Below are 15,339 nucleotides of genomic sequence, written 5' to 3'. Positions count from 1 at the left end.
CGCTTCTGCGGATCGGACAGGGGTGTCTCAGTATGTGATCAGCCCGCCTCGGATACGGGCCGGGGCGGGCTGGAATGCGCCGATACGCGCGGTTCGGGCGGGGCCCGCGGTCGCCCCCGAGCGGGGCGCGTCGGGCGGATCCGCCGCGCGGATCCGCCGCGTCGGGTGTCAGCCCGCCAGGACCACGTCCCGGCCGGTCACCGACACCGCCAGGCCGTCCGCCCGCGCCTCCACCTTCGACAGCGTCATGCCCTTCGGCAGGCCCTCGATCCGGCGGTCGAAGTCGGTGCGGGCGCGCACCAGGTCCTCCAGGCCCGGGATGCCCTCGCCGGGCACCTCGTCGGCGCGGACCCGCAGGGTGCCGCCGTCCACCAGCGTCACCGTCGACACCACGCTGCGGGTGAGCGAGCGGCCCATCACCTTCACCCCGCCGGTGACCTTCAGCTTGCCGTCGCCGCCGTACGCGACCTGGACGTCCCGCCCGGAGGCCGCGCCCAGGTCCGCGTACGAGATCAGCGCGGTGCCGGTGGCGGTGGCCGCGCGGGCGCTCGTGTAGCCCTCGCCGAGCGTGACGTCGCGCAGGGAGGCGGTCAGCTCGCCGATGCGCACCGGCTGGCCCCCGGCGGTCGCCCGCACCCCGGTCAGCCGCACCTCGACCTCGTCGAGGCGCTTGCCGACGGCCTGGGTGAGGAACGGAAAGCCCTTGATGTCCACGTCCGTGGACTCGGCCCGGACGGCCCCGAGCCGCACCCGGTCGGCCGCCTCCGACTCCGCGTAGGCCACCGCCAGCCGGTCCACGCCGGCCAGGATCCCGCCGAGCACGACGGCCAGGATCAGCAGAGTCCGCAGTGCCCGCATGGTCCTCATCCCTTGAGATTCCCCGGGACCGACCCGGGATCGAGCCGGAACGGTGCCGGAACGGCGCCGGAAACGCTTCCGGCCCTCGACACGGTGATCGACGTGTCGGAGGGCCGGACGGTTCCCCGCGGGACTGTGGCGACGGTTACGCCAGGGCGCGCCCCAGCAGGTAGACGGCGGGCGCGGCGGACGTCAGCGGCAGCGCGATCCCGGCCGTCATGTGCACGAAGCGGGAGGGGTAGTCGTAGCTCGCGACCCGGAGCCCGATCAGGGCGCACGCCCCGGCCCCCAGGCCGAGCAGCGCGCCGGAGGAGCCGAAGCCGGTGAGCCCGCCCGCGGCGATGCCGCCGCCGGCCGCCGCGAGCAGCGCCACGACCACGGAGACCGGGCCGGGCAGCGGCACCGCGCGGGCCAGCACGGCCACGGCGACCGCGGCGCCGCCGACGACCACGGCGTCCGGGTCGGCGGCGAGGTGCCCGGCGGCCAGCACCGCGAGGGCCGCCGAGGCGACCGTCGCCATCAGGCCGTACATCCGCTCGTCCGGGTCGGCGTGGCTGCGCAGCTGGAGCACGAGTGTGAGCAGCACCCAGACGCCGAGGGTGCCGAGGATCGCGGCGGGCGCGTTCTCCCGGCCTGCGGCGAGCAGGGCGACGTCGGCGGTGACGCCGCCGAGGAAGGCGAGGGCGATGCCCTGCCGGGCCGGCCACATGCCGTTGAGCCGGAACCAGCCGGCGGCGGTGACCGCCTGGAGCAGCAGCAGCGGGACCAGCAGCCCGTACGGGCCGACCCAGGCGCCGGCCGCGAGCAGGACGCCGAGGACGGCCGTCAGCGCGGCGGGCCGCATCCCGGGCTCGATGACCGGCGAGCGGCCCTCGGCGCGGGCCCGCTGGGCGTCGGTGACCCGGGAGTTCCCGGCGAGCGTGGGCGTCGAGTACGCGGGCCCCCCGGGCCCTTCCGGGGCGGCGGGCGGCTCGGCCACGGCGACCGGCTCGGGGGCCTCGTACGCGTACGCCGGGGGCTGGTACGGGGCCTGCGGCGGCTGGTACTGGTGCTGCGGCGCGTGCTGTGACGCGTGCTGCGGCCGGTGTTCGTACGGGGAAGGGGACGGGGCCGGGGACGCGGGCGGGTACGCCGCCGGGGCCTCCGGCGGCAGCGGGTGCCCGGCGCCGGTGCCGTACGCGTAGCCGTACTCCTGCCCGTAGCCCTGCCCGTGCTCCTGCCCGTACCCCTGGCCGTATCCGCCCTGGGCCTGCGGCCCCGCGGGCGGTCCCGGCTGCGGCCGGACCGTCGGCTGGTACTGGGTGTCCCAGGTCTGGCCCTCCCACGTCTGGGTGACGTGCGGGTCGTACGGCTGACCGCCCTGGCCGCTCTGCCGCGGCTCGTACGGGACGTGCTGGTCACTGCTCATGGCGTGCGGTTCACCCTCCTGCGAACGGGGGGAGCACCTCGACCGTGCCGCCCTCCGCCAGCCGTACCGTCTCATGGGCGCGGGTGCCGACGGGGTCGCCGTCGATCAGGAACGAGCACCGCAGCAGGACCCGGGCCAGCTCGCCGGGGTGCCGCTCGCGGGCCGCGGCGAGCGCCCCGGCCAGGGTCTCGGCCGCGTACGGCTCCTCGGCCACGCCGGCCGCCGCCTTCGCGGCGGCCCAGTAGCGGATGGTCCCCGCTGCCATAGCGGCACTCCCTTCGTTCGTGTCGCGCCGCCCCCCATGATGGGCTATGGCCGCGCGAGCCAGCGGCCGAGCCGGTCCAGGAGCTCCGGACCGGCCGCGTTCTCCGCGTGTCCCATGCCGTGTTCCAGCCAGAGTTCCGCCGCGCCCTCCGGGGCCGCGGCGATCAGGCTGCGCGGGTGGTCGAGCGGGAAGTACGGGTCGCGGTCGCCGTGCACGACCAGCAGCGGGGTCGGCGCGATCAGCGGGACCGCCTCGACCGGGGAGAGCGGCACGGGGTCCCAGTCCTCGGCGGCGATGCGGGTGCCGAGGCCGTAGCGCCCGACCAGCCGGCCGACCGGGCTGGTGATCAGCCAGTGCACCCGGCGCATCGAGGGCGTCCCCCGGTAGTACCAGCGCGCCGGGGCGCTCACGGCGGCGACGGCGTCGGTGTGCGCGCCGGTGCCGCGTTCCAGGGCCGCGTGCCGCAGGACGACGGAGCCGCCCATGGAGAAGCCGGCCGTGGCGACCCGGGTGTGCCCGAGCCCACGGGCCCAGCGGACGGCCGCGGCCAGGTCGAGGACCTCCCGGTCGCCGACGGTGGAGCGCCCGCCGGAGCCGCCGTGGCCGCGGAAGGAGAAGGTGACCACGTGGGCGTGGGCCCGCAGGGCGAGGGCGGCGCGCCGGAGCGCGGGGCGGTCGGCCGAGCCGGTGAACCCGTGGGCGAGCACCACCGCCGTATCGGTGACACTTGCGGCGGACGGTTCGTAAACCGCCTCGATCCGGACACCGTCATCGGTACGCAACATCACGCGGCGGACTTCGTGATCATGGACGGAAGTGAGCGAGGAAACATCCACCATGTGAAATCGGCCCTCTGCCTCGGAACTCATGTGGGCTATTCTGCTTGCCGGAGGATCCGGGCAACGCAGCCCCCGGGTCCTTTTGTGTTTTCCGCCCGTTGTTACGGACGGATTACCGAAAGCTCTCAGGGCGCGAGAGCCGAAGGCCACGAAGGCCGCCACGGAAAGCAGTGCCGCAGACGTCCTCGCAGGGACCGAGGAGGAACCGACGTCATGGACGAGCTAAGCCAGCACGACCGGAAGACCCGGACGACCCGGAGCACCCGGACGACCCGGAAGACGACGGCCCGGGCAGGTGGGGCGCGATGAGCTCACTGCTGCTCCTGACCAATGCCCTCCAGCCGTCGACCGAGGTGCTCCCCGCCCTCGGCCTGCTGCTGCACAACGTGCGCGTGGCCCCCGCCGAGGGCCCGGCGCTCGTGGACACCCCCGGCGCCGACGTGATCCTCGTCGACGGGCGCCGCGACCTCCCGCAGGTCCGCTCGCTGTGCCAGCTGCTGCGCTCCACGGGCCTCGGCTGTCCGCTGATCCTGGTCGTCACCGAGGGCGGTCTCGCGGCCGTCACCGCCGACTGGGGCATCGACGACGTGCTCCTCGACACGGCGGGACCGGCCGAGGTCGAGGCCCGGCTGCGGCTCGCGACGGGCCGCCGGCAGATCGTCGCCGACGACTCCCCCATGGAGATCCGCAACGGCGACCTGTCGGTGGACGAGGCGACGTACAGCGCCAAGCTGAAGGGGCGGGTCCTGGACCTGACCTTCAAGGAGTTCGAGCTGATCAAGTACCTGGCCCAGCACCCGGGCCGGGTCTTCACCCGCGCCCAGCTGCTCCAGGAGGTCTGGGGCTACGACTACTTCGGCGGCACCCGGACGGTCGACGTGCACGTACGGCGGCTGCGGGCGAAGCTCGGGCCGGAGCACGAGTCGCTGATCGGGACCGTCCGCAACGTGGGCTACCGCTTCGTCACCCCGGAGAAGCCGGACCGGGGCGAGCGGGCCGACCGGGCGGACCGGGCCGACCGGGCGGCGGCCGAGGAGGCGCGCGTCAAGGAGGCGGCACGGGAACTCACTCCGGTGGAGGACCGCTGACGTGGCGTACGCCACAACGCGACCTGCCGTCAGGTAGGTCACCCCGCGTAGACTGCCGCGCGTGGCCAAGGTGACGCGGGATGACGTAGCGCGACTGGCGGGTACTTCGACCGCGGTCGTGAGTTACGTCATCAACAACGGACCCCGGCCGGTCGCCCCGGCCACGCGCGAGCGTGTCCTCGCCGCCATCAAGGAGCTGGGCTACCGCCCCGACCGGGTGGCCCAGGCGATGGCGTCGCGGCGCACCGACCTCATAGGCATGGTCGTCCCGGACGCCCGCCAGCCCTTCTTCGCCGAGATGGCGCACGCGGTCGAGCAGGCCGCCGCCGAGCGCGGGAAGATGGTCCTGGTCGGCAACTCCGACTACCGCACCGAGCGCGAGATCCACTACCTGCGGGCCTTCCTCGGGATGCGGGTCTCCGGCCTGATCCTGGTCAGCCAGGGCATGAGCGAGCAGGCCGCGAGCGAGATCGAGGCGTGGGACGCGCGCGTGGTGCTGCTGCACGAGCGGCCCGAGGCGATCGACGACGTCGCCGTCGTCACCGACGACATCGGCGGCGCCCAGCTCGCCGTCCGGCATCTGCTGGAGCACGGGCACCCGTACGTGGCCTGCATGGGCGGCATCCCGAACACCCCGGCCGTCGGCGACCCGGTCGCCGACCACGAGGAGGGCTGGCGGCGGGCCATGGTGGAGGCCGGGCTCTCCGTCGAGGGCCGGCTCTTCCAGGCCCCGTACAACCGCTACGACGCCTATCAGGTGGCGCTGAAGGTGCTGGCCGGGCCCGACCGGCCGCCGGCCATCTTCTGCTCGACCGACGACCAGGCGTTCGGCGTGCTGCGGGCCGCCCGCGAGCTGCGCATCGACGTGCCGACCGAGCTCGCCGTGGCGGGCTTCGACGACGTCAAGGAGGCGGCGCTCAGCGACCCGCCGCTGACCACCGTCTACTCGGACCGCCCGGCGATGGCGCGGGCCGCGGTCGACCTGGTGCTCGACGACTCGGTCCGGGTCTCCGGCTCGCGCCGGGAGCGGGTGAAGCAGTTCCCGTCGGCGCTGATCGTGCGCCGCTCCTGCGGCTGCGGCTGAGCCCCGGAGGAACGGGGCCCGCCCGGCCTTCACGCCGCGGTCTTTATATCGGGCATACGGGCTTCTGTCGGGCTTCTCACTCCGCGCTCAGGCCGTTCTCATGAACGGCGCCGATCGTCATCACCATGACGGAAAACCAGCAGCCCCAGCAGCAGCCGTACTACCCGCCGCGGCCGCCGTACGACCCGGCGGAGCCCATCAGCACCGAGCCGGGCACCACCGTCTGGCCGTCCGGCGGGCAGCACGCCCCGGCCGGCGGCTACCCGCCGCCGCCCCCGCACCAGCCCGCCCACGCCGCCCCGGCGCCCGCCCCCGGGCCGCGCCGCCGGGCCCGCCGCGGCGTCGGCCTGATGGCCGCCGTGGCCATCGCCGCCGCGGCGATCGGCGGCGGCACCGCCGCCCTCGTCGAGCGCTGGACCTCCGACGGCGCCGCCACCGCGAGCTCCTCGGTGAGCGGCACGAACGTCTCCGCGAGCAGCAAGGGCACGGTCGCCGGGGTCGCCCAGGCGGTCTCCCCGTCCATCGTGGAGATCTCCGCCGGCTCCACCTCCGGCAAGTCCACCGGCTCCGGCGTGATCATCACCGGCGACGGCGAGATCGTCACCAACAACCACGTCATCTCCGGCGCCTCCCAGATCACGGTGCGGACCTCCGACGGCAAGAGCTACGGCGCCAAGGTCGTCGGCACCGACCCCGACAAGGACCTGGCGCTGATCAAGCTGGAGGGCGCCTCCGGCCTCAAGGCGGCCACCCTCGGCGACTCCTCCAAGATGCAGGTCGGCGACGAGGTCGTCGCGATCGGCTCCCCCGAGGGCCTGACCGGCACCGTCACCAGCGGCATCATCTCCGCCCTCGACCGCGACGTCACCGTCGCCAAGGACCAGGGGAGCCAGGGCGGGCAGGGCCAGGGCCAGGACCAGGGCGGGCAGGGCGGCCAGGGCCAGCAGTGGGACCCCCGGCAGGGCTGGCCCTTCGAGTTCGGCGGGCAGCAGTTCAACGGCGACACCGGCTCGTCCAAGACCACGTACAAGGCGATCCAGACCGACGCCTCGCTCAATCCCGGTAATTCCGGCGGCGCGCTGATCAATATGAACGGCGAGATCATCGGCATCAATTCGGCCATGTATTCGCCCAGCTCCGGCGGCGGCTCCACGGCCGGCAGCGTCGGCCTCGGATTCGCCATCCCGGTCGACACCGTCAAGGCCGACCTGAACACCCTGCGCGCGGGCGGTGCCGCCTGAACACATGGGACGCTGGCCCCATGACTGGCCAGCAGAACGAAGCCGAACGCGCCGAGCGCATCCTCATCGTCGACGACGAGCCCGCCGTGCGGGAGGCGCTGCGCCGCAGCCTCGCCTTCGAGGGGTACGCGACCGAGGACGCCGTCGACGGGCTCGACGCGCTCGCCAGGATGGAGACGTACGCGCCCGACCTCGTCGTCCTCGACGTCCAGATGCCCCGCATGGACGGCCTCACCGCCGCCCGCCGCATCCGCGCCGCCGGCTCCACCGTGCCCATCCTCATGCTCACCGCCCGCGACACCGTCGGCGACCGGGTCACCGGGCTCGACGCCGGCGCCGACGACTACCTGGTGAAGCCCTTCGAGCTGGACGAGCTCTTCGCCCGGATCCGCGCCCTGCTGCGGCGCAGCTCCTACGCGGCGCAGCAGGCCGACCCGCTGCCCGAGGGCGACGTGCTCGCCTTCGAGGACCTGCGGATGGACCTCACCACCCGCGAGGTGACCCGGGGCGGCCGGCCGGTGGAGCTGACCCGCACCGAGTTCACCCTCCTCGAACTCTTCCTCGCGCACCCCCGGCAGGTCCTCACCCGCGAGCAGATCCTCAAGACCGTGTGGGGCTTCGACTTCGAGCCCAGCTCCAACTCCCTGGACGTGTACGTGATGTACCTGCGCCGCAAGACCGAGGCCGGCGGCGAGCCGCGCCTCGTCCACACCGTGCGCGGGGTCGGCTACGTGCTGCGCGGCGGAGGCGCCGAGTGACCAGCCCCGTGACCTGGTTCCGCTCGCGGCCCCTGCGCTCCCGGCTCGCGCTGCTCACCGCGCTCGCCGTCGCGGTGGCCGTGGCGGCGGTCTCGGTGGCCTGCTGGTTCGTGACCCGGGCCCAGCTGGAGGCGGAGCTGGACGACTCGCTGCGCTCGGCGCAGCTCACCCCGCAGGACGCCCAGCGGCTGCTGAGCTCCTGCGGGGCGGCCAAGACGGAGCTGCCGCCGCCCGCCCCGCGCGGCGGCCAGACCCTCCAGATCGTCTCGACCGACGGCGACGTGCTCTGCTCCACCGGCCGCTCGGTGATCCCCGCGCAGAGCTCGGACACGGCGGTCGCGCAGGGCCGGATCTCCTCCGCGCTGCACACGACGAACGCCGCCGACGGCACCGAGATGCGGGTCTACACGTACCCGATGAAGCTCATCCAGCAGCCGCTCTCGCAGCCCGTCGCCGTCTCCGTCGCCCGCCCCACGTACGAGATCGACAACTCGATGTCCACGCTGGCCTGGGTGCTGCTGCTGGTCTCCGGCATCGGCGTGGTCGGCGCCGGGGCGGCCGGGCTGTGGGTGGCCAGGACCGGCCTGGAGCCGGTGCACCGGCTGACCGGGGCGGTCGAGCACGTGGCCGCGACCGAGGACCTGACGGTCCGCATCCCGGTCGAGGGCGAGGACGAGATCGCCCGCCTCTCCCGCTCCTTCAACGCGATGACCGCCGCCCTCGCCACCTCCCGCGACCGGCAGGCGCAGCTCATCGCGGACGCGGGCCACGAGCTGCGCACCCCGCTGACCTCGCTGCGCACCAACGTCGAGCTGCTGGCCCGCAGCGACCAGACCGGGCGGGCGCTGCCGCCGGAGGACCGGCGGGCGCTGATGGCCTCGGTGAAGGCCCAGATGACGGAGCTGGCGGCGCTGATCGGCGACCTCCAGGAGCTGTCCCGGCCGGACGCGGCGGCGCGCGGCCCGCTGGAGGTGGTGCCGCTGCACACGATCCTGCGGGCGGCGCTGGACCGGGCGCGGCTGCGCGGGCCGGAGCTGACCTTCGTGACGGACCTGGCGCCCTGGTACGTACGGGCGGAGCAGGCGGCGCTGGAGCGGGCGCTGGTGAACGTCCTCGACAACGCGGTGAAGTTCTCGCCGCCGCGCGGCACGATCGAGGTGACCCTGATGCGGGGCGAGCTGACGGTGCGGGACCACGGCCCGGGCATCCCGGCGGAGGAGCTCCCGCACGTCTTCGACCGCTTCTGGCGCTCGCCCTCGGCGCGCAGCCTGCCCGGTTCGGGGCTCGGCCTGTCGATCGTGGCGCGGACGGTCGGGCAGGCGGGCGGCACGGTCGCGCTGACCCCGGCGGAGGGCGGCGGCACGGTGGCGACGGTGCGGCTGCCGGGCGCGCCGACCCCGCCGCCGCCGTCACCGGCCCCGCCGCCGCCCGCGCCGGGTGGGTCAGTTGTGCCGGATAAGGGACTCGATCAGCCCTGAGCGGGTGTCGGGGTAGTCCATGGGGACGATCCCGAGGCCCTTCCAGCCGGCGCCCTCGCCGTCGAGCAGGGAGTGGACCTGCGGGTTGAGCCGGTCCGCGTTCCAGCGGGGCGGGAGGGCGGCGGCGGTGGACACGAAGTTGACGTAGAACGGGCCGGGCCGGCCGGCCGCCTCGCGGAACTGGTCCCTGATCTTGGGCCACTTGGCGAAGGGCTCGGCCTGGTAGTCGTCCTGCACGTCGAAGTGCGCCCCGTCGGCCCAGCGCAGCCCCGGCAGCCCCCCATTGTCGGCGAGGAGCACGACCCGGCCGCGGGCCTGCCCGAGGGTGGGCACGCCGTCGCCGATACGGAAGAGGGGGCGCCAGCCGCGGTTGTCGAGGTAGTCGTCGAAGACCGCGCGGAAGACCGTGTCGGACTCGGAGGAGTACTCCTGCTTGACCCGCATCAGGACGGTCTCGGTGGGGTGCGCGGCGAGGAAGTCCCAGCAGGCGCCGAGGACGTCGCCGAACATCAGGTTCTGGTAGGAGGCCCCGTGGTGGATCGCGAACGATCCGCCGGTCACCCGGCAGCGCACGTCCAGGAAGCGGATGCCGCTGTCCAGTTGCCGGGCGATGGTGGCGCTCTGGCACTCGGTCCAGAGTCCTCCGTAGCGGGCCCCCGAGTCGTGGGTGCCGGGGATCGTGAGCCTCTGGAGCGGGGTGGGGTCGCCGTGCGCGGCCATCCAGTCCTGCGTCCCGAGGGCGGTGGCCGCCCGGGCGGAGGGGGCGCCGAGGATGAGGGCGCCGGAGGCTGCGGCGGCGCCCGCGAGAAAGCGTCGTCGGTCCATGGCGGCACTATGGCAGGCATTGACGTGCCCCTGCCAGGGTGAGGGCCAGACGAAAGGGGCGGCGCCGCCCAAGCGACCCCGCCCCTCCCGTACGTACTACCGCTGCTGCTGCTTACCGCTTACCGCTTACTGCACGACCGTGATCCGGTCGGCGGCCGGGACGGCCAGCGGCTTCGCCGCGGAGGAGTTGGCGGCCAGGTAGGCGTTGAAGACGTCCAGGTCCGAGGCGCCGACCAGCTTGTTGGTGCCGGTGGCGAGGGCCGCGAAGCCGTCGCCGCCGCCCGCGAGGAACTCGTTCATCGCGACGCGGTAGGTCTTCGCCGGGTCGATCGCGGTGCCGTTCAGCTTGACGGAGCCGTCGACGACGCGGTCCGCGCCGGTCTTGGTCATGTCGAGCGTGTAGGTCAGGCCCTTGGAGATCTGGAGGATCTTGATGGAGCTCTGGTTCGAGCCGCTGACCTGCTGCTTGAGCGCGGTGATCAGGTTCGCGCCGGAGAGGTCGACCACGTTCATCATGTTGGTGAACGGCTGCACGGTGAACGACTCGCCGTAGGTCACCACGCCGTCGCCCTCGGCGCCGGACGCCTTGAAGACGAGGTCGGAGCGGATGCCGCCCGGGTTCATGAGGGCGATCTGGGCGCCGCCCTTGTCGGCCGGGGCCAGGCCCTCCAGCTGCGCGTCGGCGATCAGGTCGCCGAGCGGCTTCTCGTACGCCGTGGAGCCGCGGCCGTTGATGTCGGCGGCGATGTAGCCCTGCGGGCGGTTGGCGACCGGGGCCGCGAGCGCCTGCCAGTCGGCGATCAGCTTGGTGAGGTCCGGGGCCTTCGGGACGTCACGGGTGACGACGTGGTTGGCCGAGGCGACCGCGGTGCGGACGATGTCCTTGGTGCGGCGGTCGTAGGTCAGCGTGGTGTCGGTGTAGAGCTTGCCGAACGAGGACGCCGAGGTGACCAGGCGCGGCTTGCCCGCCGGGTCCGGGATGGAGCAGACGTACGCCTGGTGGGTGTGGCCGGTGACCAGGGCGTCGACCTGCGGCGAGACGTTCTTCGCGATGTCGACGATCGCGCCGGAGACGCCCTCGCCGGAACCGTCGCCGTCACCGTCGCAGTTGTAGTTGTACGAGGCCGAGGCCGGCATGCCGCCCTCGTGGACCAGGGCGACGATGGACTTGACGCCCTTGCGCTCCAGGACCTTCGTGTACTTGTTGATCGTCTCGACCTCGTCGCCGAACTTGAGGCCCTTGACGCCCTCGGCGGTGACGACGTTCGGGGTGCCCTCCAGGGTCACGCCGATGAAGCCGATCTTGACGCCGTCCTTCTCCCAGATGAAGTACGGGTCGAGGAGGGGCTTGCCGGTCTTCTCGTTCGTCACGTTGGCCGCGAGGTACGGGAAGTCGGCGCCCTTGAACTTCTTGCCCTGGACGAAACAGCCGGCGGTCGGGTGACAGCCGCCGTCCTGCATCCGGGCCAGCTCGCGCGCGCCCTCGTCGAACTCGTGGTTGCCGACCGAGGTGACGTCGAGGTCGAGCTTGTTGAGCGCGCCGATGGTGGGCTCGTCGTGGAAGAGCCCGGAGAGCAGCGGCGAGGCGCCGATCAGGTCACCGGCCGCGGCCGTGATGGAGTAACGATTCCCCTCACGGGCCTGGCGCAGGTGGGTGGCCAGGTACTCGACACCGCCGGCGTCGATCTTCGTGGTGGTGCCGTCCGGGTTGGTCCGGGTGACCTGGCCGGAGGAGCCGGCCGGGGGCTCCAGGTTGCCGTGCAGGTCGTTGAAGGAGAGCAGCTGGACGTCGACCATCCGCCCCCAGCCCTTGCCGTTGGTGCTGTACGACGCGCCGTCGGCACGCACGTCGTCCTGCGACGCGCCGGCGGGCATCGCGGCGACGAGCGCACCGATGGTGGCCAGCCCCGCACCGGCGACGAGAACCCGCCGCCCGGCCCTGCTCGTCTTCGTCCGCTTCACTGCCATCCGCTCCCCTTGAATCCCGATCTGTCCTGCGAGCGCAGCCTAGGGTCAACGCGCGTAGCGCAACAGGGGTCGGCTGGTTACGAGCTGGTTGCCATTGATCTGCCCCTGGGGGGCGGGGCGCGGCCGTAGGCTCGGCACCATGACTTCCGACGCGGCGCCGGCCCTTGAACCGGGACGACAGATCACCAGTTACGAAGAGCTGGACCCCGAGCAGGTCACGGCGATCCTCGACCTCCTGGAGGACGCCGCCCGCGCCGACGGGATGCACGCGGTGTCCGAGCAGGGGCGGCTCTATCTGCGGCACGGGCGGCGCGAGGGCGTGCGGCACCTGCTTCTGACGGTCGGTCCGGAGCTGTACGGCTACGCCCAGCTGGAGGAGACCGACCCGGTCGAGGCCCCCGCGGCCGAGCTGGTCGTGCACCCCGCGCACCGCGGGCGCGGCCACGGCAGGGCGCTCGGCAGCGCCCTGCTGGACGCCTCCGGGAAGCGGCTGCGGGTGTGGGCGCACGGCGGCAAGCCGGCCGCCCGGCACCTGGCGCAGGTCCTGGGCCTGACCCTGTTCCGCGAGCTGCGGCAGCTGCGGCGGCCGCTGGTGCCGCTGGACATCCCGGAGCCGGTGCTGCCGGAGGGCGTCACCGTGCGCGCCTTCGAGCCGGGCCGGGACGACGCGGAGTGGCTCGCGGTGAACGCCGCCGCCTTCGCCCACCACCCCGAGCAGGGCTCGCTGACCCAGCGGGACCTGGCCGACCGGATGGCGGAGCCGTGGTTCGACCCGAAGGGCTTCTTCCTGGCCGAGCGGGACGGGCGGCTGGTCGGCTTCCACTGGACCAAGGTGCACGGCGAGGAGCAGCTCGGCGAGGTGTACGTGGTCGGGGTGCTGCCCGACGCGCAGGGCGGCGGGCTCGGCAAGGCGCTGACGGCGACGGGGCTGCGGCACCTGGCGGCGGAGGGGCTGCCGACGGCGATGCTCTACGTGGACGCGGACAACACGGCGGCCGTGACGGTCTACGAGCGGCTGGGCTTCCGTACCCACGAGGTGGACCTGATGTACCGCACGGAGTCCTGAGTCCTGAACCCCGCGCGGCCAGGGGGCGGTTGACACCGCCCCCTGCTTTACATCACCCTTTCACTACTTGATTAGTGAAAGGGTGGTGGAGGGGCGTGCTCGCCTACCGCATCGACCGGCGCAGCGGGGTCGCCACGTACCTCCAGATCGTCCAGCAGACCCGGCAGGCCCTGCGCATGGGCCTGCTGGTGCCGGGCGACCGGCTGCCCACCGCGCGCGAGGTCGTCGAGGCCACGGCCATCAACCCCAACACGGTCCTGAAGGCGTACCGCGAGCTGGAGCGGGAGGGGCTCGTCGAGGCCCGCCGGGGCCTGGGCACCTTCGTCCGCGCCACCCTCGGCACCGGCCCCGCCGACTCGCCGCTGCGCGCCGAACTCGCCGACTGGGCCAGCCGGGCCCGCGCCGAGGGGCTCGGCCGGGAGGACGTCGCCGCGCTCTTCACTTCCGTACTGGACACGTACTCCGAGGGGGACGACGCATGACCACCACACCCGCGTTCGAGGCCGAGGGCCTCGGCTTACGGTACGGAGGCCGCACCCGCCCCTGGGCCCTGCGCGACTGCTCCCTCACCCTCCCGGCCGGCACGGTCTGCGCCCTGGCCGGCCCCAACGGCGCCGGCAAGTCCACCCTCCTGGCCCTCGCGGCGGGCCTCCTCCACCCGACCGAGGGCACGGTACGGGGGCCGGGGCGGGCGGAGCTGGCGTACGTGGCGCAGGACCGGGCGCTGTACCCGCGGCTGACCGTCGCCGACACCCTGCGCCTGGGCCGGGAGCTCAACCCGGACCGCTGGGACGCGGCCGTCGCCCGGCGGGTGGTCGCCGGGGAGCTCGCCCCCGGCTCCCTCGTACGCGACCTCTCCGGCGGGCAGCGCACCCGCCTCGCGCTCGCCCTCGCCCTGGGCAAGCGCCCCGAACTCCTGCTCCTCGACGAGCCGATGGCCGACCTCGACCCGCTCGCCCGCCGGCAGCTCATGGGCCTGCTGCTGGCAGAGGCCGCCGAGCACGGCACCACCGTCCTGATGTCCTCGCACATCCTCACCGAACTGGAGGGCGCCTGCGACCGTCTGCTGCTGCTCGTCGGCGGCCGGGTCCGCCTCGACGGGCCCGTCGACGAGCTGCTCGCCGCCCACGCCCTGCTCACCGGCCCGGTCGCCGCCCTCGCCCCGCACACGGTCGTCGAGTCCCGCACCACGGGCCGTCAGCTCAGCGCCCTGGTCCGCCGCGAGGGCCCCGTCGAAGGCCCGTGGCGAGTCACCGAGCCCACCCTCGAAGACCTCCTCCTCGCCCACCTGCGCACCGCCGAAGGAGCCGCCGCGTGAGCGCCCTCGCCCTCCGGGGCACCTCCTGGGTGACGGTCCGCCAGTTCCGGCGCACCCTGTGGGCGACCGGAGCCCTGGTACTGCTGTCCCTCGCCGTCATCGGCGGCCTGCGCCTCTGGGACGCGTGGACACCCGAACGGCGCCTGGCCGACGGGACCCCGGCCTACGACGGCCTCGCCTACCCCACGCTGCGCATCGCCGTGGAGTACGCGGGCACGGGCCTGCTCCTGCTGCCCCTCCTCGTCGGCGCCTTCGTGGCCGGCCCGCTGGTGGCCCGCGAGTTCGAGTCCGGCACCCACCGGCTCGCCCTCACCCAGTCGGTCGGCCCGGCGACCTGGCTGCGCGCCCGGCTCGCCACCACCACCGCCGTCGCCCTCGCGGCCACCCTCGCCCTCGTCGGCGTCCACCGGCTCGGCTGGTCCCGGGTAGCCGGGACGTACCAGCTCGCCTGGGGCGACCGAGGGGCGTACGAGGGGACCGGCATCGTCCTCGTCGGATACGTCCTCGCCGCCGTCGCCGTCGGCGCCCTCGTCGGCCAGCTGATCCGGCGCACCCTCCTCGCCATGGCGGCCACCGGCCTCGTCATGGGGCTGGTCCTGCTCGTCCTCGGCGCTCTGCGCTGGAGCCTGCTGCCCGTGCTCACCGTCACCGCTCCGGTCGGCAAGGACGCCCCGCCGCCCGCGCCGCCCGGCGGCGACTGGCTCATGATGGACACCGGGATGCTCCGCGCCGACGGCACCCGGCTCCCCGAGTGGACCTGCTTCGAGCGCACCCACAACCTCACGGACTGCCCGCCCGACCTGGGCATCACCGGGCGGTACCTGGACTACCACCCGCAGTCGCACTTCTGGCCCACCCAGTTCGCGGAGACCGGCATCCTCCTCGCCCTCACCGCCCTGGCCCTCCTCGCCGCCTTCCGCCTCCTGCGGACCCGGCACCCGTAGGCTCCGTCCGGCCGAGAGCGGCCCCGTGGCGGGGTCCATGCGGCCCCGCCACCGATTCCCGGAGGACACGTCCTCGTTACCAACCATTCAGACGCGCTTGCGACGCTCACGCAATGAAGCGCTCCGTGCCCGCCCTTCCGCCGGGAAGGCTTCCCAAGGGGAGGCTGCCCTCCCCCACGGCCCGCTCCGACGCGCCCCA

General features: G+C 73.8%; 15 protein-coding genes. 9 read left to right on the top strand and 6 right to left on the bottom strand.

Annotated elements, in window-relative coordinates; genetic code table 11:
• Positions 1-168: 168 nt before the first annotated feature.
• From AB0C99_RS30245 to AB0C99_RS30230, 4 genes are all read right to left on the bottom strand, one after another.
• Entirely contained in the window at positions 169-858 is a 690-nt protein-coding gene (locus AB0C99_RS30245) for a DUF2993 domain-containing protein (protein ID WP_362481758.1), read from the bottom strand.
• A gap of 145 nt (positions 859-1,003) precedes the next feature.
• Complete coding sequence (locus AB0C99_RS30240) at positions 1,004-2,266, bottom strand: hypothetical protein (RefSeq protein WP_362481756.1); 1,263 nt, start codon at positions 2,264-2,266, stop codon at positions 1,004-1,006.
• A 10-nt stretch (positions 2,267-2,276) separates the two neighbouring features.
• Entirely contained in the window at positions 2,277-2,531 is a 255-nt protein-coding gene (locus AB0C99_RS30235) for a MoaD/ThiS family protein (RefSeq protein WP_362481754.1), read from the bottom strand.
• 44 nt (positions 2,532-2,575) lie between these two features.
• Positions 2,576-3,370: an alpha/beta fold hydrolase gene (locus tag AB0C99_RS30230; protein WP_362481752.1), complete on the bottom strand. Its 795-nt coding sequence runs from the start codon at positions 3,368-3,370 to the stop codon at positions 2,576-2,578.
• A gap of 305 nt (positions 3,371-3,675) precedes the next feature.
• Between AB0C99_RS30230 and AB0C99_RS30225 the strand changes: the two genes are divergently transcribed.
• The 5 genes from AB0C99_RS30225 to AB0C99_RS30205 all read left to right on the top strand — a co-directional run bounded on the left by AB0C99_RS30225 (position 3,676) and on the right by AB0C99_RS30205 (position 9,019).
• A complete protein-coding gene (locus tag AB0C99_RS30225) occupies positions 3,676-4,458 on the top strand; it encodes a response regulator transcription factor (protein WP_362481749.1) in 783 nt (260 codons plus the stop codon).
• 61 nt (positions 4,459-4,519) lie between these two features.
• On the top strand, positions 4,520-5,542 hold the full coding sequence (locus tag AB0C99_RS30220) for a LacI family DNA-binding transcriptional regulator (RefSeq protein ID WP_362481746.1): 1,023 nt from the start codon (positions 4,520-4,522) through the stop codon (positions 5,540-5,542).
• Positions 5,543-5,667: 125 nt separating this feature from the next.
• Positions 5,668-6,783 carry a trypsin-like peptidase domain-containing protein gene (locus AB0C99_RS30215; protein WP_362481743.1) on the top strand — a complete coding sequence of 372 codons (1,116 nt, stop codon included), beginning with the start codon at positions 5,668-5,670 and terminating at the stop codon, positions 6,781-6,783.
• Positions 6,784-6,803: 20 nt separating this feature from the next.
• Complete coding sequence (locus AB0C99_RS30210; protein WP_362481740.1) at positions 6,804-7,541, top strand: response regulator transcription factor; 738 nt, start codon at positions 6,804-6,806, stop codon at positions 7,539-7,541.
• Positions 7,538-9,019 (top strand): HAMP domain-containing sensor histidine kinase, encoded by a 1,482-nt coding sequence (locus tag AB0C99_RS30205; protein WP_362481737.1) that lies wholly within the window; start codon positions 7,538-7,540, stop codon positions 9,017-9,019. Before AB0C99_RS30210 ends, AB0C99_RS30205 begins: the two co-directional genes overlap by 4 nt.
• Here AB0C99_RS30205 and AB0C99_RS30200 read toward each other — a convergent pair.
• Together AB0C99_RS30200 and AB0C99_RS30195 are read right to left on the bottom strand one after the other, a co-directional pair.
• Positions 8,984-9,844, bottom strand: a complete 861-nt coding sequence (locus tag AB0C99_RS30200) for a phosphatidylinositol-specific phospholipase C (protein WP_362481734.1) — start codon at positions 9,842-9,844, stop codon at positions 8,984-8,986. The two genes, AB0C99_RS30205 and AB0C99_RS30200, sit on opposite strands and share 36 nt — an antisense overlap.
• Positions 9,845-9,970: 126 nt before the next feature.
• Entirely contained in the window at positions 9,971-11,812 is a 1,842-nt protein-coding gene (locus AB0C99_RS30195) for a bifunctional metallophosphatase/5'-nucleotidase (RefSeq protein WP_362481731.1), read from the bottom strand.
• A 139-nt stretch (positions 11,813-11,951) separates the two neighbouring features.
• Between AB0C99_RS30195 and mshD the strand changes: the two genes are divergently transcribed.
• From mshD to AB0C99_RS30175, 4 genes are all read left to right on the top strand, one after another.
• A complete protein-coding gene (gene mshD, locus AB0C99_RS30190; RefSeq protein ID WP_362481728.1) occupies positions 11,952-12,878 on the top strand; it encodes a mycothiol synthase in 927 nt (308 codons plus the stop codon).
• A 95-nt stretch (positions 12,879-12,973) separates the two neighbouring features.
• Complete coding sequence (locus AB0C99_RS30185; protein ID WP_362481725.1) at positions 12,974-13,360, top strand: GntR family transcriptional regulator; 387 nt, start codon at positions 12,974-12,976, stop codon at positions 13,358-13,360.
• On the top strand, positions 13,357-14,196 hold the full coding sequence (locus AB0C99_RS30180; protein WP_362481722.1) for an ABC transporter ATP-binding protein: 840 nt from the start codon (positions 13,357-13,359) through the stop codon (positions 14,194-14,196). Before AB0C99_RS30185 ends, AB0C99_RS30180 begins: the two co-directional genes overlap by 4 nt.
• Complete coding sequence (locus AB0C99_RS30175; protein WP_362481719.1) at positions 14,193-15,140, top strand: ABC transporter permease; 948 nt, start codon at positions 14,193-14,195, stop codon at positions 15,138-15,140. The genes AB0C99_RS30180 and AB0C99_RS30175 overlap by 4 nt, the downstream gene beginning before the upstream one ends.
• Positions 15,141-15,339: the final 199 nt, after the last annotated feature.

The organism is Streptomyces sp. NPDC048659, from assembly GCF_040650575.1.
Lineage (GTDB): Bacteria > Actinomycetota > Actinomycetes > Streptomycetales > Streptomycetaceae > Streptomyces.
Note: the sequence above shows the minus strand (reverse complement) of the source record. Positions and strands in the feature narration are given on the sequence as shown.

Excerpts from the sequence above, each read along its gene's own strand:
- AB0C99_RS30210 (WP_362481740.1), top strand. The coding sequence starts at position 6,804 with ATGACTGGCCAGCAGAACGAAGCCGAACGCGCCGAGCGCATCCTCATC.
- AB0C99_RS30240 (WP_362481756.1), bottom strand. The coding sequence starts at position 2,266 with ATGAGCAGTGACCAGCACGTCCCGTACGAGCCGCGGCAGAGCGGCCAG.
- AB0C99_RS30245 (WP_362481758.1), bottom strand. The coding sequence starts at position 858 with ATGCGGGCACTGCGGACTCTGCTGATCCTGGCCGTCGTGCTCGGCGGG.
- AB0C99_RS30180 (WP_362481722.1), top strand. The coding sequence starts at position 13,357 with ATGACCACCACACCCGCGTTCGAGGCCGAGGGCCTCGGCTTACGGTAC.
- AB0C99_RS30230 (WP_362481752.1), bottom strand. The coding sequence starts at position 3,370 with ATGGTGGATGTTTCCTCGCTCACTTCCGTCCATGATCACGAAGTCCGC.
- AB0C99_RS30235 (WP_362481754.1), bottom strand. The coding sequence starts at position 2,531 with ATGGCAGCGGGGACCATCCGCTACTGGGCCGCCGCGAAGGCGGCGGCC.
- AB0C99_RS30195 (WP_362481731.1), bottom strand. The coding sequence starts at position 11,812 with ATGGCAGTGAAGCGGACGAAGACGAGCAGGGCCGGGCGGCGGGTTCTC.
- mshD (WP_362481728.1), top strand. The coding sequence starts at position 11,952 with ATGACTTCCGACGCGGCGCCGGCCCTTGAACCGGGACGACAGATCACC.
- AB0C99_RS30200 (WP_362481734.1), bottom strand. The coding sequence starts at position 9,844 with ATGGACCGACGACGCTTTCTCGCGGGCGCCGCCGCAGCCTCCGGCGCC.
- AB0C99_RS30215 (WP_362481743.1), top strand. The coding sequence starts at position 5,668 with ATGACGGAAAACCAGCAGCCCCAGCAGCAGCCGTACTACCCGCCGCGG.
- AB0C99_RS30225 (WP_362481749.1), top strand. The coding sequence starts at position 3,676 with ATGAGCTCACTGCTGCTCCTGACCAATGCCCTCCAGCCGTCGACCGAG.